19 protein-coding genes and 1 riboswitch are annotated in these 17,786 nt (G+C 36.4%); of the genes, 6 read left to right on the plus strand and 13 right to left on the minus strand.

Annotation, left to right across the window (positions count from 1 at the left end):
- Positions 1-308 precede the first annotated feature (308 nt).
- Together ACQKMI_RS22530 and ACQKMI_RS22535 are read right to left on the minus strand one after the other, a co-directional pair.
- Positions 309-1,595 carry a tetratricopeptide repeat protein gene (locus ACQKMI_RS22530; protein WP_427492563.1) on the minus strand — a complete coding sequence of 429 codons (1,287 nt, stop codon included), beginning with the start codon at positions 1,593-1,595 and terminating at the stop codon, positions 309-311.
- Between the two features lie 123 nt (positions 1,596-1,718).
- A complete protein-coding gene (locus tag ACQKMI_RS22535; RefSeq protein ID WP_427492565.1) occupies positions 1,719-2,732 on the minus strand; it encodes a YdcF family protein in 1,014 nt (337 codons plus the stop codon).
- 283 nt (positions 2,733-3,015) lie between these two features.
- Between ACQKMI_RS22535 and ACQKMI_RS22540 the strand changes: the two genes are divergently transcribed.
- Positions 3,016-3,471, plus strand: a complete 456-nt coding sequence (locus tag ACQKMI_RS22540; protein WP_427492567.1) for a hypothetical protein — start codon at positions 3,016-3,018, stop codon at positions 3,469-3,471.
- Entirely contained in the window at positions 3,459-3,746 is a 288-nt protein-coding gene (locus tag ACQKMI_RS22545) for a DUF2653 family protein (RefSeq protein WP_427492569.1), read from the plus strand. Before ACQKMI_RS22540 ends, ACQKMI_RS22545 begins: the two co-directional genes overlap by 13 nt.
- A 53-nt stretch (positions 3,747-3,799) precedes the next feature.
- Here ACQKMI_RS22545 and ACQKMI_RS22550 read toward each other — a convergent pair whose 3' ends face one another.
- The 4 genes from ACQKMI_RS22550 to ACQKMI_RS22565 form a co-directional block, all read right to left on the minus strand.
- A complete protein-coding gene (locus ACQKMI_RS22550) occupies positions 3,800-4,168 on the minus strand; it encodes an ion channel (protein ID WP_427492571.1) in 369 nt (122 codons plus the stop codon).
- 159 nt (positions 4,169-4,327) lie between these two features.
- Positions 4,328-5,950, minus strand: a complete 1,623-nt coding sequence (locus tag ACQKMI_RS22555; protein WP_427492573.1) for an S-layer homology domain-containing protein — start codon at positions 5,948-5,950, stop codon at positions 4,328-4,330.
- Positions 5,951-6,031: 81 nt separating this feature from the next.
- Positions 6,032-7,198 carry an endonuclease Q family protein gene (locus ACQKMI_RS22560; RefSeq protein WP_427492575.1) on the minus strand — a complete coding sequence of 389 codons (1,167 nt, stop codon included), beginning with the start codon at positions 7,196-7,198 and terminating at the stop codon, positions 6,032-6,034.
- 73 nt (positions 7,199-7,271) lie between these two features.
- A complete protein-coding gene (locus tag ACQKMI_RS22565; RefSeq protein ID WP_323651124.1) occupies positions 7,272-7,436 on the minus strand; it encodes a hypothetical protein in 165 nt (54 codons plus the stop codon).
- Between the two features lie 147 nt (positions 7,437-7,583).
- Here ACQKMI_RS22565 and ACQKMI_RS22570 point away from each other — a divergent pair, with 147 nt between their 5' ends.
- The 3 genes from ACQKMI_RS22570 (at position 7,584) to ACQKMI_RS22580 (ending at position 8,902) form a co-directional block, all read left to right on the plus strand.
- A complete protein-coding gene (locus ACQKMI_RS22570; RefSeq protein ID WP_427492577.1) occupies positions 7,584-8,162 on the plus strand; it encodes a TetR family transcriptional regulator in 579 nt (192 codons plus the stop codon).
- Between the two features lie 72 nt (positions 8,163-8,234).
- Entirely contained in the window at positions 8,235-8,588 is a 354-nt protein-coding gene (locus ACQKMI_RS22575; protein WP_427492579.1) for a DMT family transporter, read from the plus strand.
- Entirely contained in the window at positions 8,588-8,902 is a 315-nt protein-coding gene (locus ACQKMI_RS22580) for a DMT family transporter (protein WP_427492581.1), read from the plus strand. The genes ACQKMI_RS22575 and ACQKMI_RS22580 overlap by 1 nt, the downstream gene beginning before the upstream one ends.
- A gap of 411 nt (positions 8,903-9,313) precedes the next feature.
- On the opposite strand, the gene ACQKMI_RS22585 is transcribed toward ACQKMI_RS22580, so the two are convergent.
- Positions 9,314-10,111: a heme ABC transporter ATP-binding protein gene (locus ACQKMI_RS22585; protein WP_427492583.1), complete on the minus strand. Its 798-nt coding sequence runs from the start codon at positions 10,109-10,111 to the stop codon at positions 9,314-9,316.
- A 5-nt stretch (positions 10,112-10,116) separates the two neighbouring features.
- Positions 10,117-11,163 carry a FecCD family ABC transporter permease gene (locus ACQKMI_RS22590; protein ID WP_427492585.1) on the minus strand — a complete coding sequence of 349 codons (1,047 nt, stop codon included), beginning with the start codon at positions 11,161-11,163 and terminating at the stop codon, positions 10,117-10,119.
- Positions 11,164-11,424: 261 nt separating this feature from the next.
- Positions 11,425-11,616: riboswitch (cobalamin riboswitch) on the minus strand.
- Positions 11,617-11,783: 167 nt separating this feature from the next.
- On the opposite strand from ACQKMI_RS22590, the gene ACQKMI_RS22595 reads away from it, so the two are divergent.
- The gene (locus ACQKMI_RS22595) at positions 11,784-12,380 is read left to right on the plus strand and encodes a biotin transporter BioY (protein ID WP_427492587.1); all 597 of its coding nucleotides are present in this window, start codon (positions 11,784-11,786) and stop codon (positions 12,378-12,380) included.
- Positions 12,381-12,571: 191 nt separating this feature from the next.
- Here ACQKMI_RS22595 and ACQKMI_RS22600 read toward each other — a convergent pair whose 3' ends face one another.
- From ACQKMI_RS22600 to ACQKMI_RS22620, 5 genes are all read right to left on the minus strand, one after another.
- Entirely contained in the window at positions 12,572-13,114 is a 543-nt protein-coding gene (locus tag ACQKMI_RS22600) for an NADPH-dependent FMN reductase (RefSeq protein ID WP_427492589.1), read from the minus strand.
- A 63-nt stretch (positions 13,115-13,177) separates the two neighbouring features.
- Positions 13,178-13,795, minus strand: a complete 618-nt coding sequence (locus ACQKMI_RS22605; RefSeq protein WP_427492591.1) for a nitroreductase family protein — start codon at positions 13,793-13,795, stop codon at positions 13,178-13,180.
- 107 nt (positions 13,796-13,902) lie between these two features.
- Positions 13,903-14,886 (minus strand): ring-cleaving dioxygenase, encoded by a 984-nt coding sequence (locus tag ACQKMI_RS22610; protein ID WP_427492593.1) that lies wholly within the window; start codon positions 14,884-14,886, stop codon positions 13,903-13,905.
- A 58-nt stretch (positions 14,887-14,944) separates the two neighbouring features.
- Positions 14,945-15,379 (minus strand): MarR family winged helix-turn-helix transcriptional regulator, encoded by a 435-nt coding sequence (locus tag ACQKMI_RS22615; RefSeq protein ID WP_427492595.1) that lies wholly within the window; start codon positions 15,377-15,379, stop codon positions 14,945-14,947.
- A 159-nt stretch (positions 15,380-15,538) separates the two neighbouring features.
- Positions 15,539-17,770, minus strand: a complete 2,232-nt coding sequence (locus ACQKMI_RS22620; protein ID WP_427492597.1) for a YcdB/YcdC domain-containing protein — start codon at positions 17,768-17,770, stop codon at positions 15,539-15,541.
- Between the last annotated feature and the right edge of the window lie 16 nt (positions 17,771-17,786).

Raw genomic sequence — 17,786 nt, forward strand, 5'->3', positions numbered from 1 at the left:
AATTTTCAAATATACATTTTTTTCCACAAATTGAACAAAAAGTACCTACTATCTTACTTATTATCCAAAGCAGAAAAAAAGCTACCACAATACTTTTGGGTAGCTAATTAACATCATCTCTGTTTTTTTTATGCTTATTTTTTCCTTGTTTTAGTTCGAGGTATTACCACTTTATTATATTGATATTTTTACAACCATATAAACCTGATAATATATACCTAATAAACGCCAAAAAACAAAACTTAATACCTATGTGCCAAAAGCGGATAATTGAATCTAAAAACCCATTACTTTTTAATAAAAAATGCTCACATTCCATTCAATTCTTGCAGTAAAATTGCCGCCTCCGCACTTCCTGCATCTGCTGCAAGTCCATACCATTTTATAGCCTCTTTAATATTTCTAGCTATTCCTTCCCCTTTATTGTATATATGCCCTAGTTGTAACTTTGCTTCCGAATCACCTTGAAGGGCAGCCTGTTTAAACCAATGAATACCTTTTTCAATATTCCGTATACCTGTTAACCCTTGGCTCCAAATAAAGCCCAAATCATAAAAGGCATCGACATGATATTGCTTTGCTGCTCTTTCATACCAATATAATCCACGGTTCACATCTTTCGTTTGCCCTAACCGTCCCTCTAAATAGATTCCTCCAAGCCTATATTGTGCCTCAACATAGCCTACTTCAGCAGATTTTTTATAATAGCTACAGGCTTGCTCCTCGTCTTTGTCGACTCCTAATCCCTGCTCGTAAATTATTCCGAGTGTAAACATGGCCTCTGCTACACCTTGTTGTGCGGCAAAGTCGAACCACTTCTTCGCAAGTACCAAGTTTTCTGGTACTCCCTCACCGTTAAAATACATATCCGCTAAATTATTTGCGGCATCTGGATGCCCTTGCTTTGCTGCAGCCTCATACAGCGAAAAAGCCATATTATAGCTTTCTTGTACACCTATACCTTCAAAATAAAAATTACCTAGTGCATATTGTGCATCAGCATTACCTTGTGATGCTGCTAACTCAAACCACTTCACGGACTTTTCTGGCTGGAAATATGCGCCATCAATTGCACTGTAGTATTCACCAAGTTGAAATTGTGCATCCGCATCCTGTTCCTCGATGGCATCTTTATATAAGTCAATAATTACCTCGTGATCTAGATCTTCTTCGTCAAACGCTTCAACCTGCTCATTTTGATGAATTAAATACCATTCCAATATATCAAGTACATCATCAACAACTTCAACACAATTAGCTAACTTCTCCAGTGAAGAAATTTGCCAAACAAAAATATAGATAGGGAGTGGAATTGCTTCGCGCAGTAAATCATCATATTCAGCTAAAAGCGTTAGCACATTCTCCTGTACTGACTGTGTCTGTTCTGGATGTATAATTTGTAAATGTCGTTGTTGTTTTTTTTTCAATAGTCCCTGCACAACTTGATATACAATTTTGTGCAATGTTGCTAACTGTACTTCTTTGACTGCTATCAAATCAATGTTTTGCGTAAAACACGTATCTTGTGTTTGCGCGAGCCTTTGTAGAGACCCTATTCGCTCTTTATTTTTTTTTGCTAAAAATTGCCCATACATTCGTTTTCCCCCCTCGCACACTACTATCGATTTCGCCTCCCCACCTTCAGAGGTGGGAGTTTTCTACTGAATGAAAATAAAATGCGCCTTGCCACTATTATATGGAAGACAGTTCTAAATTGGTTACACATACGCTCTCAATATTAATCCAATGAACAATGTAATAAACAAAAAGACCGTGACATGAATCCATTTATACATTTCTAATAAACCAATAAATTCACGAGTAAATGCATTAGGTACATAATAAAAGGCTGTCTTTGAACCAACACCTTGTGCATCAAGCTTCGCTTTTTTGGCATAAATACTTGCACGAAAAACATGAAAATTATTCGTTACAAATAAGGATCTATATTTTCCCCCTTGAGCATGCTTATCCATAATCTCTTTAGAGAATGCCATATTCTGTTCAGTATTTGTCGATTGATCTTCCATAAATACTTTTTGAGACGGTATTTGATGTTCGTCAACTATATATTTTTTCATGGCATATGCTTCTGATACTTTTTCATCACTTCCCTGTCCACCTGAGACGATAATGTAAGGTCGTTCATCATATTTTTGAAACTGCTTTACTGCCTCGTCTAAACGGCTAGCTAAAAGCGGTGGTACTTTATCTCCGATTAGTCCTGACCCTAACACAATAATATAGTTAGGCTCATAAAGGATAGGCGTAAAATGATATAGAGTGGCGTAGGCCATTATGCTTGTATATAAAAACATTGTATAACCAAAAACCAAGAACCCATAGAAGAAAAGAATATGCCAAATATCATCTTCGATATTCATAAAAATCACAAATACATACCAAATCATCATGATAAAAAAACTCAAACCAAAAACAGCCAACAATAGATTTCGTACTTTACGTCCTTCTTTTTCAAGTAAAACTTTACTATTAAAAAACGTAGCTATCGATAAAACAAACATAATACTCGGGAAACTTCCAAGTATTACGACTATCCCCATCTTCGACACAATCCCCTGCTCATTCGGGAGAAATACTGGATGACTAAGTATTGTGCTTAAAATAAACAACCCTAAAAAACCAAGAACTACTGCATTGAAAAAACGTCTTTTTTCCGTTATATATAACAATAAAAAAATTGAAATTAATAGTAATAATGTTGAAATCATCGTTTCACTCCTTTCTTTCCATATACCCTTTTTAAGGCTTATCCTCTTAACTCGAGGTTGATTTCCGTTCCTACTAGGGGCGGACGTCCAACCTCCACTACAATTAACGATATAAGTAATGCATGTCCAACATTTGTATTAGCATTGTCACTACTTGTTCAAATTTGTGCATATATCTAAATTGATGAAAGCGTTTATTTTATTTTTCGAGATGGTTCATGTAAAATTACTAGTAAGCTTAGTTTATGACAAAACTAAAAATTATATTGGAGGAATGTAAGTAATGAAAAAAATTCTTGCCGCTCTTTTTGCAGCGACACTTATGTTTGCATCTGTAGGTGCAACATTGTTCATCTCAGATACACCAACTGCAGAAGCTAAATCCTATAAGTCAGGTAAAAAAGGCTTCTCAAACAATAATAATAGCTCAAATATCCAAAAATCTCAGGATAAATCTAAAGATCAAAATAATGCAACAACAAATAAAAGCACAAACAAAACGGATTCAACAGCTAAGAAAGGCGGCTTCTTCTCAGGCGGTCTTATGAAAGGCTTAATGCTTGGTGGCTTAGCTGGCTTATTATTCGGAAGTCTTTTCAGTGGTATGGGTATGCTTGGTAATATTTTAGGCTTATTAATTAACGTTGCAGCCATCATGGTTATCATAATGCTAGTTGTAAAAATTGTTAATATGTTTAAAGATAAAAAGCGTAAAGAGGAAGCACAATGGCACAAATAATTAATGAGCAAGATATTATTAATGCAATTTGCTTATCTCAGGCTTACTATAAAAACATTCGCCCTGAGGATGTACTTGTAGAACTAACATACGATGATGACGCAGGTTTCGGTGCAGAAGTTGAAACGAATGGTCAAGTCGAGGTGTTCAATACATCAGCAATGATTGGCGCACTACGTGTATGGATTAAAGATGTCCTACATGGTGATCCATTTTCAACAGGAATCGAATTAGTCTTAGACGATGAAGAAGGCATCATTGCTAGATTATCGTAAATAAGTAAAGAATAGCAGTTCAGTAAATCTTATAGATTTATTGAACTGCTTTGTTATTTTTTCAGACGTTTTTTTACTTGTTCTTTCTTTTCTTCCTCAATTGTAAAATCGACTATTGATCGGCCGAGCATTAATAGCGTAATAAACATGATACCTGTTCCAACGATTAAATAAATCATCGTAAATATCTTTGAAAAATCACTAGTAGGATACAGTCCCGTCTCAACACCTGTTGGAATTAAGCTCACTACTGCAAAATACATGGCATCAATCCAATGCCAGCCTTCCGTCCCTTTATAAAACATTGTCCCTGAAAGAACAATAAAAAATAATGTTGTGAACAAAGATAGAAACTGTGGACGCTTGAATGACTTCCACATGCCTACTAACAATCTTTTCGCAGATAAAATAAATGACAGCATCCCATTCTCCTTTTGATCTATTTTCACTTCAGCATTATTACAATTCTAAATTGGCATAATCAGTGCCTCAACTGTACTAGATATCCATCGCAATAAAAATAACATATGCAAACGCCTAAAGGTAGAGGTTACTATTCACAACCTCTACCTTTAATGATTTCATTTCTTTAATAGACTATTAAATTTTATAAATATTTTCGCTGCATGGCCTCGTTTTGTAGGAGCCTCGGGTGAAAATCCCCCTTCACTACCTATAATAATACCTTGTTCATACAACATAGTTATTGCATGTTTTGTTTCTTCATCGTAAGAGGCAATATCAGAGAATGGAGCTTTCCCTTTCACAGCATAAGGTTGCTTTTGCTGATAATCGTAAGCACGATTAATCATTACTGCTAGTTGAGCGCGAGTAACTGGCAGCCCAGGGTTAAACGTCCCATTCGTCCCCTTAATTAGCCCATATGCATAAGCTGCTGCAATTTCTGACTGAGTTCCGACATCATAGCTTACAATGTCTGTAAATGGTGCCTTTTCTTTCGTCGTTAAACCGAGACTTCTAACAAGCATTGAAGCGGCCTGTGCACGAGTAACACTTTGCTCAGGTTTAAACGTACCATCTGGATAACCGTTCATAATACCCGCTTCAGCTGCCTTTAATATAAACTCCTTTGCCCAATGCTTTTCTATATCGGTAAAGCTTAAAGTTCTTCCAGTATTAAAAGTAACTGTTGGACTTTGAACACTTTCATTACCAGCCGCATCAACCGCTTTAACAGCTACCGTATATGCTGTATTCGCTATTAAATTATCCAAAGTTACAGCGTTTGTTTTAGCATCTTGTGTAAATGATAGCTTACCATTTACATATACGTTGTAACTAGTGACACCTACATTATCCGTCGCTTCCAGCCAGTTTATTTTAACAGTTGTACTATCTTTCATATTTGCTTCGATCGTTTTTGATACATCCCATAACGTACTTGCTTTAATCGCTGGTAAAAACGCTTCGTTCGCTACTGCTAAATAGCCCGCTTCACTTAAATGAATATTTTCCGGATTAGGTAAATAGCTTGGTACATCTTTTTCTACAATATCATATGTCGGTACAAAAACGGCACCCGCTTTTTCAGCAGTTGTTTGTATCGTTGCATTCATAACTTTTAATAGCATTTTAAATTTTTGCTGTACATCCTCACCATAGTAAGGAAAAGAATTATAATAACCCATCACATAAATTTGAGCGCTCTGATTAAGCTTCTTAATTTCTTCTAAAATAGCAGCAATATTTTTTATTGCCCCTTGGGAAGTTTTTAGCATCATTGCTGTATTAATGCCAGTTGTCTGAGACTCTTTTAAAATAGGTATTAAATCATTGGCACCAACGGTTAGAGTAATAATTTCAGCCTCTTTAATAGATGTGCGAACCTTTACCTTCTCACTTTGATAGCCGAATCCTACCACTGACTTTTCCACATTATTTTGTATATCATTTAGTACATCTTTCGTTGTATAACCTGAATAGGCAAATCCCTTATTATAAGAAGTGATGAAACCATCTTGCTGTAAAGTTTGTGCAACAAAATCTGTGTAACCTAACCCGATTATTCCAACCTCATTCATACCATGTGCTAAGGAATCACCCAATGCTACATAATCTGCTTGAGCTATCCAGCTTGGCGCTATGTAGTCTCTTTGTTCCTCAGCATTTGCACCTATTGGTACTACTAATTGACATGCCAGAACGCTAGCCGCTAAAAACCGAAATTTCTTTGATAATTGCACACACTCACTCCTCCAATTTTTACTAATTACCATTTTAATATAAGGAGGATAGAAATGGGATAAATACGAGCAATTATTTTTTTATTCCAGCTGAACCTTCCCATAAATACCGCCACGACCAACTTCGATTGCCAATTGCCCTGTTCTTGCTAAATCAATCATCTTGGCAATTTTATGTGGCACGATTTGTTCGAGTTGTTCTAGCGTAACTCTATGCAAAATATTCATCTCTGTACCAAATGCTTGTAGTAATCGTTCCATCATTTTCGGCCCTAATCCTGGAATAAAGTCTAGTGGTACTTGGTGAATATATGGTGGTCGTGCACGTTTATCAGTCACTTGCTCTGAAAGCTCCTTTATACGTGTTGCAACCCCTTTTATAATTTGCGTGCTTCCACAGTTTGTACAAATTGTTGCCGAATTGCTAAGCCGCCCACCACATTTTGCACAGGCGGTTTGATGATATTTACCAAGCAAAGGATTTAAGCCATAATTGGCTGTTACTGCTCGACCTTGTTGCTCATGAAGCGCCATCTTTAATTCTGTGAAATTTGCATTAGACAGTCTCAATTTTTGATACTCACGTGCAATTTTCCCAAGTGAATGTGCATCAGAATTGCTGACAAATGTATATGCCTGCAGCTCTCTAATGTTACTCACCATATCAGTATCGGAGCTTAAACCAAGCTCTATCGCATCAATAAGCTGAGGGTCAAAAACTTCTGTTAAACTACGATGCACACCTTTACCGAACAAACTTTTAAATGGTGTAAAAACATGGGCAGGAATAAAAAGCCCACCTAATTCATGAACCTTTTGCTGCAATGTTCGCCCATCACAATAAATTCGCTGCGAGCTTAAATGGATATTTTTCATATGATTAGACATCCAATTTGAAAATTCCTTCATGAGCGAAAGTGTTGGAAAATAGGCAAGCACATGGATTGGTCCAAGGCAATGTTGATCATAAATCTCAATTTCACAACCTGGAATAAGTGTAGTTTCTTGAAAACGAAGCCCTCCCTGTTCCAGCTCCTTCAATTCGCCCTGTTCTATCATCTTTGCCATTTCATCCATTACTTCTGGTGAATGACAATCAATAATCCCAATAATCTCTAGACCCTTTCTTGCGCTTGAAGTCTCTAAAATTCTTGCTAATGTTAACGTTTTACTGCCAGTAATTTTAACAGCATGTCCACTTAAAGTACGCCCAATATGAATATGTAAATCTGCATAGAAATCCTGCATCATTGTAACCCCCTATACGCTCTTTACATGAAATAAAAAAACCTCACATTGCTGCAAGGCATTTTATTCTTAATTAATGATTGCTGAGAGTACTATTATTTGACTCAAAGGCACCCGAGCCCTGTGATGGCATTGTTGAAGAATCATAAGCTACTAAGGTCACTCCAATGTTCTTTTCTAGCTCATTAATTCTTTCAAGCTGTTGCTGATCTAGTTGCGCAATCTTTATCTCTTCCATTTTCATCAAATCCTTTCACGAATAAAGTTCCCTAAATAAGAAACATATATACACAAAAACAATGACTGATTGTCAGTCATTATTCATTGACTTTATTTCAGCTATTTTGTAACATAATAAATAAGCAGGCTAAAAGCGAGGGATTCCATGTCAAAAGAAGAGAAAATTATTCAAGCTGCAATTGAAGTTTTTCGTGAAAAAGGAATTGAAAAGACTAAGGTTTCAGATATCGTAAAAGCTGCAGGTATTGCGCAAGGGACATTTTATCTTTATTTTCCATCACGGCTTTCAGTTATGCCAGCCATTGCTAAAGTTATGGTTGAGAAAATTATTGCTGCTATAAACGATGGTATTTCAATACAGGAGCCTTTTGCAAAGCAGCTTGAAAAATTAGTAGATATTGTTTTTTCTCTAACAGAGGAATATCGAGATGTATTTGCACTTATCTATGCCGGTATTACACAAACTGAGCATATGAAAGAATGGGAAAATATATATGCTCCCTATTACGAATGGATGAATAATTTTTTATACGAAGCTCAACAAGTAGGAACAATACGCGAATCTCTAAACACTACACGTTCTTCTAAACTTATCATCGGTCTAGTAGAATCTGCTGCTGAACAAATTTATTTGTATGATGACAGTGAAGAAGAAACAATTAGACTTCAAAAGCTTGAGCTCCTCGACTTTTTACATCATGCACTCGGTTTACGTCACGCCTAAGTGACGTTCTCTTTTACACTAAAAATGACTGAATGTCAGTCATAATCGCGGATAAATGAAAGGAATTTAACGATGAAAAAAGATTGGATTTATGTTGGATTAACTAGTTTGTTTGAATTGTTTTGGATATTTGGTTTTAATGTTGCTAGCGCTTGGTGGCATTGGATTATTATTGTGTCCCTAATTGCGTTGGATTTTCACTTCTTATCAAAGGCTTGTGAAAACCTACCTACAGGCACAGTTTATGCGACTTTTGCAGGGGTCGGTACAATTGGTACTACATTAATGGACATTTTTATTTTTGATGGCGAGTTTAATGCTATTAAAGGTATTTTCATTTTTATTTTAGTATTGGGTGTTATTGGTCTTAATTTAGCTGATAATCCTTCAAAAGATATTGATGAAAAGAAAGGAGCTAATGCATAATGGGTTGGTTACTTGTTTTATTAGCCGCAATTTCAGAGATTATCGGTGTTGTAGGTTTACGCTTTTATAGTCAAAACAAAACTATACGTAATTTATTAATATATGTAGGAGGCTTTGGGATGTCCTTTGCACTTCTATATGCTTCCTTTAACTTTTTACAATTAAGCATCGCCTATGTAGTTTGGGTTGGGATTGGTACAGTTGGCGCTGTACTCGTAAATATTATATTCTTCGGTGAATCTAAAAACCTGACTCGAATTATTAGTATCATCGCCATTGTCATTGGTGTGGCGGGCTTAAAAGCAGTATCTTAATTTGACTTCAATTCTTTAATACTATGAATAAGCCTTTTGAAATAAACTTTTTCGTTGAAACTTTATTTTATAACTATGTAAATAGTGTATCTAGAGGATTTCATCACTATTAATTAGAGTGACAGGCCAGAAGATATGTACTATATGAAGTGGTTGATTGGAGTGGAGACTGGGCGACTCCTTGGGGATCAGCAATAGAGGAACGAAGGCTAAAAGCATCACATCCTGTGATAACGCCTTCGTGACCAACATCGTGTTGGCCCGAGACCCTGGAGCGAGTAAAGCGAGTGAAGCGGCTCATCGGACGCCCCCAGGAAGCTTTGCTCTGTGCGAAAGCGAAGCGTCAGCAACAAAGCGCCCAGTCGGAACGGAAATCAACCCCTCGCTTTGCCAAAAACCATAATTACATCCTTAATTTTTTTGACATAAAGCTTCCTTCGTGAATTGCTCTGGGATATACATTAAATAAGGTTTACCTGTAAGTGGATGTGTTTGAATATCGGCATAAACACCAAATACATCTTGTAATAATTCCGGTGTAAGTACTTCTTCTGGTGTGCCAAAACAAACAATTCGACCTTGCTGTAAAACATAAATTTGATCGCAATACATAGCTGCAATGTTTAAATCGTGGATTGCAGCAACAACTGTTAAATGTAAGGTTTGGATTAGATCCATAAGCTGCAATTGATGTTGAATATCTAGATGATTTGTTGGCTCATCTAAAATAAGCACTTGTGCTTGCTGAGCAAGGGCACGGGCAACCATCACCCGCTTTTTTTCGCCACCCGAAAGAGAGCTATAGCTACGTTTTTCTAAATGAGCGATACCTGTTTGCTTCAGTGCATCCTTTACGATTTGAAAATCTTGTTCTTGATCAAGCTCCAATAGTTTTTTATGGGGAGTTCTCCCCATACTCACTAAATCATGCACTGTAAAATCGAATAAGACCGGTGTTTCTTGACTCACAACTGCTAAATTTTTAGCTATGCTTTTGCTCGATTGCTTTAAAATATTCTGTTCATTTAATAATACTGTTCCACTTTCTGGTTTTAATAAACGATACATATTCTTTAATAGCGTTGACTTCCCACTACCATTAGGACCAATTAGCCCAACAAATTGCCTGTTCTTTATTTGAACACTTACTTCATGTAATATGCGTTCATCAGAAATGGAGAATGATACTTGTTTCGCTTCTAATGTCATATGTTTTAATCTCCTTCACCGAAAGAATAATTGTTACGACGTAGCAGCCAGATGAAAAATGGACCCCCGCAAAAAGCCGTGATAATTCCAATCGGCATTTCCTCAGGAGCAATTAACGTTCGAGCAAGTGCATCTGCCCAAACTAAGAAAATCCCTCCTAATAATGCGCTAATCGGTATAACATATTTATGATTTGAACCTACAATTAGCCGTACAATATGTGGAATGATTAAGCCAACAAATCCGATTGAGCCACTTACAGCAACAAGTACACCCGTTAATAATGATACTAATAAAATAAGCTGTACTCGGAATTGTTGTAAGTTAACCCCTAATGTAACTGCAGCTTCTTCTCCAAGAAGTAATAAATTTAAGCTGCGATAGTGGAGCCATAACAAGGCAAATACTACAATAAAAATGACTGTAGGAATTACAAGAATACTCCATTTCGCACCTGCTAGGCTTCCTAGCATCCAAAACATGACTGCCTTCATTCCCCCCTCTTGCTTCGACAGCATTAATATAAAATTTGAAATGGCAGATAAAATAAATGACACCGCCATCCCTGAAAGTAAAAGTCGAAAGACAGACACCCTACCGCCAACATGTGATAAGAAGAAAACTAACCCCATTGCTGTGAGAGAACCTAAAAAGGCAGATACGGAAAGAGCATAAACGCCTAGAAATGAAAAGGCACCTAAAATGATGACAGCTGTGGCACCAACCGTCGCGCCGGAAGAAATTCCTAAAATATATGGTTCTGCAATTGAATTACGAACGAGTGCCTGAATGGCTGCTCCTGCAATTGCCAAGCCTGCTCCAACGATAGCAGCAAGTAATACACGTGGAGCCCTTATTTGCCAAATGATAATTTCCTGAGAGCGGCTCCAATCTTGTTCGATTGAACTTTGTATAATTGGAATTTTAGAAAGGATAACCTTCCATACATAAAGTGGTGAAACGGAGACCGATCCAACCATAATCGCAATTGTCATTGAAATTATAAGTACTAGAAGAAGGGTCATTGAAAGTAGCATAAATTTTCTATTCATCTGTTTATTAACTCCTAATCATTAAACATCAATTTCACCTTGCCGTAAATTGTAGCTGACGCTTTGCTAACATTAGCAGAACGAAGATAAATGAAAGAAAAAAGGGTATTCCATGCAAATGCGCATGGAAATACCCTAGAGTTTATTATGCCTCGGCATAATGCGTCTTTCAGTGTGTGTTTAGACACATGCTGAAAGAAATTAAACAAAGTTAGATTTTCTTCTACTATTGTCCGTAATCGCTTTCGTCCTCGTGGGCATTACAGGAATAACTAAATGGCAGGTCTCCTGGCTTCGAATCAATGTGCCTATGATTGCCTTCCCATTCTAGAACAGTGGCTACATCATCATAGAACTCCTCGTTACAGTTGCGGGACAGCGTCGGATTTGCACCGATTTCCCTTTTAAGTGACACCTTGTACAAGATGTCACACCATTAGCATCGAATAATATAAAATTATGGCAATTCTATCATATATTTTAATAGTTAGTCTATACTAACAATCATTTATCAAGTTAAGAGAATGTATTTTCGTTAACCAAAAATAATAATCAGGTTGACACAAAAACTTTATTTTTTTACACTATTATTATCAACATTACTTTTTAGGGGTGAAATAATGACAACGGTTGTGGAACATACACATCAAAAATTAAAAACAGTAGATATTGCATACGTTGGACTATTTTCAACATTGATGATGATAGGCGCTAATATTACGTCCATTGTACCTTTCATGGTTGTTGGTGGAGTACCGATCACATTGCAAACATTTTTTGCTATTTTAGCAGGACTTATTCTCGGTAGTAGAAAAGGGGCACTCGCTTGCACTGTTTATATGTGCATCGGTTTAGCAGGAGCACCTGTATTTGCACGTTTCAGCGGAGGCTTTGGACAAATTTTAAGTCCTACTTTTGGTTTCATTGTCTCTTTTATATTAGCTGCATTTGTCGCTGGGCTTATTGTAGAACGCAGTGGAACGAAGAAAAGCTATGTAGTTGCTGCATTAGTTGCAACTGCTATTAATTATTTACTAGGGACAAATTGGATGTACTTTGCCTACAAGCTATGGGCTAGTGCTCCTGATGCTTTCACTTATAAACTAGCATGGCTTTGGATGATGCCTCCTTTGCCAAAGGATATTATTTTAGCTATATTCGCGGGTATTTTTGCATACCGCCTTCAAAAAGTTTTAAAAATAATTCCAATTAAATAAAGGATCATCCCCAAAATGTGGGTTGATTTCTCTCCAACTAGGCATTTTTACCGAATCTCATCGATTGTTCTACCTTTCGCTTCAGTTGACTGGCCAGTTTAGCGGCAGGGTGTCGGAGCATTAACCTCTATCATAAACCCAAAAATGTCCCATCAGTATTTTACATACTAATGGGACATTTTTTTCTATTGTTAAATATATTTTTCCATCCAGTTTAAGAAGTTGTCAATAACTACATCTAGGAATTTAATAGTACCCTCATCTGTTAAATTGCCTTCAGCATCAAATTTAGTGTGTACTGCGCCAATATAAACATCATTACCACTAAGTAATGGTGAATTTACTCCAGGTGAGAATAAAATATCTCGTAAATGTAATTGTGCTTTAACAGTACCTAAGTTACCCATTGATGCCCCCATCATGAATGATGGCTTGCCAATCATTACTTTATCAACGCGAGATAACCAATCGATGGCGTTAACCATAACACCTGGCACTGTACCATTATATTCTGGAGTCAACCATAGTACTGCATCTGCCGCTTTTACTTTTGCTTTAAAATCAAGTACAGGTTGTGGGGCTTCATTTTCGATATCTTGATTATACATTGGTACATCTTTTAAGCTTAATATTTCAAGATCAATTTTCTCTGTATAACGTTTTTGAATAAATTTTGCTAATTGCATATTATAAGATTCTTTACGGATACTCCCTACAATTGCTACTACTTTCACAATATTTCCTCCTAAATGTGCATTAAATTTATTATTTGTAAAGCACTTCTATTTTATACCACCCTAATAATAGGTTGCAAATTCCTCAACTGGTTTACGATAACCACGCAAGCGGCGACTATTTTCTTTTTCCTTACCTATAGTTATCATTAATACAATTTCATGTGTTTCTGGGACATTAAAAAGAGCTCTCATTTGTTGTTGATCAAAGCCAATCATTGGACATGTATCCCATCCGCGATTTTTAGCCGCTAGCATAAATAACATAGCTGAAAGTGAAGCATTACGAATGGCTTCTTCCTTCATAAATTCCTCGCCACGTTCTTCATAAAACTTAGTGTTTTCTTCGACAATATTTTCTAACTCACAAGCATTAATAATGCCCAAGTCTACCATCCCTTGACTAAGGTTGGCAGTATTTTTATAGGCTTCTTTATTTCCTAAAACAAGTATAACCGCTGAGGATGAGTGCACTTTATATTGCCCATATGCTGCTTCTCTTGCTTTTTCTTTTTTTTCTTCATCTAAGACAACGATATAATTGGCATGTTGTAAATTAAAAGCGGATGGAGCAAGTTTAACATCCTCCAAAATGGGACGTATATCTTCTTCGCTCATCTTGATGCCTTCTATAAAATTATTCGCCGAACGACGCTTATCTATTACCTTTGTAAATTCCATCTAACTGCCCTCCATTCATTTTTTAGAAATCGTCTAACTGTTAAGAGTATGTAATCCATTCAGCAGAAGCTAATGTTTCTCTACTGAATGGAATGGAATGAAATGCATTACTCATATTCTTTATCGAACGTAATCGTACTTCTTACAGTGTCGATAGGACGAACAAGCTCTTCAATTTGTGCACGCTTTGGCTCTAAAAACGGTGGCAATGATAATTTTTCACCTAATGTTTCATAAGGCTCATCCCCCATAAATCCTGGGCCATCAGTAGCTAGCTCAAATAAAATTTGTGGTGCAACTCGCGCATAAAGGGATTCAAAGAAGTGACGGTTTACATAACCTGAAGTATTGAAGCCAAAGCTTTCAAATCGTTCTGTCCATTCATCTAATACAGCGCGATCCTCTACGCGGAATGCCGCATGATGTACTGTACCGAAGCCTTGACGAGCTACTGGTAAAACTGCGTTAAACTCTACAACGATTTGTGCACCGTTTCCGCCTTCACCAACCTCAAATAAATGGAAATCCCCTTCCTCTGCAATTTCTGTAAAGAGCATCACTTTTTCTAGCATTTCTTTGAAATATTTAAAGTTAGCAACTCGTATAAAAACCGGACCCAGGCCTGTAATTGCATATTCAAGAGGAATCGGTCCATCTTGCCATGGAGTGCCAGATGCAACGCCTGTATTGTTTTCATCAGAAATAAGTTGATATTGCTGATCATCAAAATCAACGAATGATAAAGTTTTCTTACCAAACTGTTCTTGTATACCTGTATGTTTAACATTTAATCGATCAAAACGTTTTACCCAATAGTCCAATGCCGCATCTGTAGGCACGCGGAATGAGGTTTTGGAAATTTCATTTGTTCCATGCACACCTTTTGGGATGTTTGGGAAATCGAAAAATGTCATATCAGTACCAGCACTACCTTTATCATCTGCAAAGAATAAATGATATGTTTGGATATCATCCTGATTAACTGTTTTTTTCACTAATCGCATCCCTAACACATAAGTAAAGAATTTATAATTCTCTTCTGCACTACTTGTAATAGCAGTAACGTGGTGAATTCCTTTTAAATGATTCATTTTTGTTCCTCCTATTTATCTCGATTTCGAGATATATACGTAAATTTTTTTATTTTTTTTATTTTTCAACTGCGTTTAAACCAACCTTTTTTAAAGACAGAATCATTGTATCCATCTCCTGTTGACCTAATACTTCAAAAATCTCATTAATTTTTTGTTCATGCTTTGGAAATATTTCTTCCATCAACACTTGTCCTTCAGATGTTAATAAAACATATGTGACACGACGATCCTTTGGACAAGCACGTCGATACACAAAACCTTTTTGTTCGAGCTTATCAATAACATACGTAATACTACTGCTTGCAATTAAAATTTTCTTTCCAATTACTTGAATTGGTTGCTCACCGTGGTGATATAAAAACTCAAGTACCGAAAATTCGGTTTGATTTAAATCATATTGAAGTAAATCTCTCTTTGTTGCATCCTGAATCGTTTGATACGCCCGGAACAAGACCGTAAAAGCTTTTAAATTACGATTATTTTCCTTCACACGACTCCCTCTTTTCATTTACTTCGAATTCATTTATCTTTAATTCGAGATAATAATAACATATATAATAATTGACGGCAATCCTTTTGTTTTACTGTAATCTCACAAAAAGGGCATCCCCTAAAATCAGGAGATGCCCCTTCATGTATCGATTACTGATTAATAATAGTAACGGCGGTCGTCGTTTTCCTCATAAACAGCCTTTGCTAGACGAACTGTAGATATTGCCAAATCTGCATACGTCACTTTCCCAGTAGCATTGAATTTATTTTGCTGTCCATCCATTAAGCCCATCGCACTTACTAAAGCAACATAACCTGCGTACGCTGAGTCAATAGAGCTTGCATCAGTAAAGTTTAATTTGTAAATGTCACTATGCTTAGCAACACTTTCTAAATTTAGTATACGTACTAACCATTCTGCAAGCTCTTGACGAGTCAATTCTTTATCTACTGCAAATTGATTCGCCGGTTGTAAAATATCCATTCTTACAGCTTGTTCAACGACTTTGTATAATGGATGTTTTTTGTCAATATTATTAAAGGATTGCTTTTCGTTGTCTCTTCCATTCGGACCGAAATCATATCCGTAAGAAAGTGATTTAACTAAGATTTTCAAAGCTTCTCCCTTGGTTACAGCTGTATCAGCATTAAAGTTTGCAGGGTCTTTAACCTCTAATACATTTTGGTGTAGTAAATAAGTTAATTCTCCTCCAGCTTTCGGATGTGAAATAGCTGGTTTTTCTTTGGCATCATCAACATTTTGAAGCCATTTACCAGTTGTTGCATCAATACCATTGAACAAGCTTCCATTATAAACTGGAGAGTATACTAAATCATAGTGGTGATTATCCTCACCATCCTGTTTTGCGTACTGGAGCTCTACTTTTAACCCCTCACTGAACGTTGCTTTTGCTTTATCTGCAGGAATAGCTTTGTTTACAGACGGCCAATTATCGATTTTACGATTATTAACATGTAAAGCATTTAATTTCCCATCTGCACTGATACCAACAGAAATTTCATCCCCTACTACGGCAATGCCATTGACAATACGTGGGAAAGAGAAGTAATACTGTTTTGAATATTTATCATATGTTGCATCTTCTAGTGGTTTTGAATAATTATGAATATAGGACGGAGCCCATTCTTTTAAGTGGTCGATCGCTTTTGCTAATGCAGCATCTTTTGAAATTGGCTCTACTTTATCATCTGTCTCCATGAAATCTCTACGCATATCCCAGTAGTTTGTAATCTCACCTGTTGCCTTGTTCACTTCAAATGATGTGCCCGAGCCTCCATTTCCAGAATAATACATATAATTTACATCGTAAATTGTTTCGCCATTTTCGTTTTCTCTTTCATCAACCGACTCAATTTGTAGCTTTACTTTGTCTGAATCCACTTTTAAGAGAGATTTAGCTAACTCTTCAACTTCTGCTACTGTAATATCCTTCTTTCTAGGCGCAAGTGGTTGTGATGCAAGTTTTTCTACACCTTTTGCCTTTGGTACTTCAGAAGTGAAACCATTCATTGTTCGCCACTGTCCATTTATTGCATGTACACCATTGAAGCCTGTTGACGGCATATACACAAGCTTAGCACTAGCTTCACCTGTTTGGTAATTATAGTCAGCCATATAACGTAAATCTACTGACAAATTTTCGCGAACTTTTGCAAGTATATCTGACTCATTCTTTTTCTGTTCTAAGTTATCAAATGTTGCCTTACTAGTTGACTCAGTATTACGATACATACTTGTAACTTCACCATTCGCTAGAACTACAATATTGATAGACTCATCACTCATTAGTACACCATTATGTGTTGGTGAATAAGTGAATGAATACCTAATTGGTTCAGTTAAAGGTCTACTAAAACTTAAATCAAAATTACCAAAAATATTGTCTTCACGAAGCTTATAATTCGCAGTATTCGGCAATTTCTTTAGGAAGTCTTGGGCAATTTTCTTTGCCTCCACCTCTGAATACTTCACTGGGTACAATGCATCCAATATATTGGCAGGTTGGTAGTAGAAATTTTCTATTTCTAAATCTTCGCCTTTAAAAGTAAAATTACCAAAAACGTCTTTGCCATTGATTCTCTTATGGAAGTCTAAATCATAGCGTATCGTTTTGTCATCATTATAGTAATGCCCTTGCCCCATTGAAAAATCTTTCTCTGTTACAAAATTGAACTTGCCTGGGAATAGTGTATTCAATTGCTTAATAAGCATATTTTTCGTTACTTTTGTTTCTGTTGAAGCAACTTGTATTGCAACTCTCTCTTGCGGTTCTTTTACATTTGCTGAAGCTTGTGCCATTGGCGAAAGTACACCAACTGAAAATGCAGTAGATGTTAGTATAATACCTAACTTTTTAAAATTTACCAAAATATCACTCCTATAT

Source organism: Lysinibacillus sp. NPDC097214, from assembly GCF_050277945.1.
Taxonomy (GTDB): domain Bacteria; phylum Bacillota; class Bacilli; order Bacillales_A; family Planococcaceae; genus Lysinibacillus; species Lysinibacillus xylanilyticus_B.

What these genes read in the sequence shown, in the direction of transcription:
- ACQKMI_RS22530 (WP_427492563.1), bottom strand. Translation starts at nt 1,595, where the DNA reads ATGTATGGGCAATTTTTAGCAAAAAAAAATAAAGAGCGAATAGGGTCT.
- ACQKMI_RS22585 (WP_427492583.1), bottom strand. Translation starts at nt 10,111, where the DNA reads ATGACATTAGAAGCGAAACAAGTATCATTCTCCATTTCTGATGAACGC.
- ACQKMI_RS22560 (WP_427492575.1), bottom strand. Translation starts at nt 7,198, where the DNA reads ATGCAGGATTTCTATGCAGATTTACATATTCATATTGGGCGTACTTTA.
- ACQKMI_RS22580 (WP_427492581.1), top strand. Translation starts at nt 8,588, where the DNA reads ATGGGTTGGTTACTTGTTTTATTAGCCGCAATTTCAGAGATTATCGGT.
- ACQKMI_RS22575 (WP_427492579.1), top strand. Translation starts at nt 8,235, where the DNA reads ATGAAAAAAGATTGGATTTATGTTGGATTAACTAGTTTGTTTGAATTG.
- ACQKMI_RS22570 (WP_427492577.1), top strand. Translation starts at nt 7,584, where the DNA reads ATGTCAAAAGAAGAGAAAATTATTCAAGCTGCAATTGAAGTTTTTCGT.
- ACQKMI_RS22535 (WP_427492565.1), bottom strand. Translation starts at nt 2,732, where the DNA reads ATGATTTCAACATTATTACTATTAATTTCAATTTTTTTATTGTTATAT.
- ACQKMI_RS22545 (WP_427492569.1), top strand. Translation starts at nt 3,459, where the DNA reads ATGGCACAAATAATTAATGAGCAAGATATTATTAATGCAATTTGCTTA.
- ACQKMI_RS22590 (WP_427492585.1), bottom strand. Translation starts at nt 11,163, where the DNA reads ATGAATAGAAAATTTATGCTACTTTCAATGACCCTTCTTCTAGTACTT.
- ACQKMI_RS22565 (WP_323651124.1), bottom strand. Translation starts at nt 7,436, where the DNA reads ATGGAAGAGATAAAGATTGCGCAACTAGATCAGCAACAGCTTGAAAGA.
- ACQKMI_RS22550 (WP_427492571.1), bottom strand. Translation starts at nt 4,168, where the DNA reads ATGCTGTCATTTATTTTATCTGCGAAAAGATTGTTAGTAGGCATGTGG.
- ACQKMI_RS22540 (WP_427492567.1), top strand. Translation starts at nt 3,016, where the DNA reads ATGAAAAAAATTCTTGCCGCTCTTTTTGCAGCGACACTTATGTTTGCA.
- ACQKMI_RS22610 (WP_427492593.1), bottom strand. Translation starts at nt 14,886, where the DNA reads ATGAATCATTTAAAAGGAATTCACCACGTTACTGCTATTACAAGTAGT.
- ACQKMI_RS22605 (WP_427492591.1), bottom strand. Translation starts at nt 13,795, where the DNA reads ATGGAATTTACAAAGGTAATAGATAAGCGTCGTTCGGCGAATAATTTT.
- ACQKMI_RS22595 (WP_427492587.1), top strand. Translation starts at nt 11,784, where the DNA reads ATGACAACGGTTGTGGAACATACACATCAAAAATTAAAAACAGTAGAT.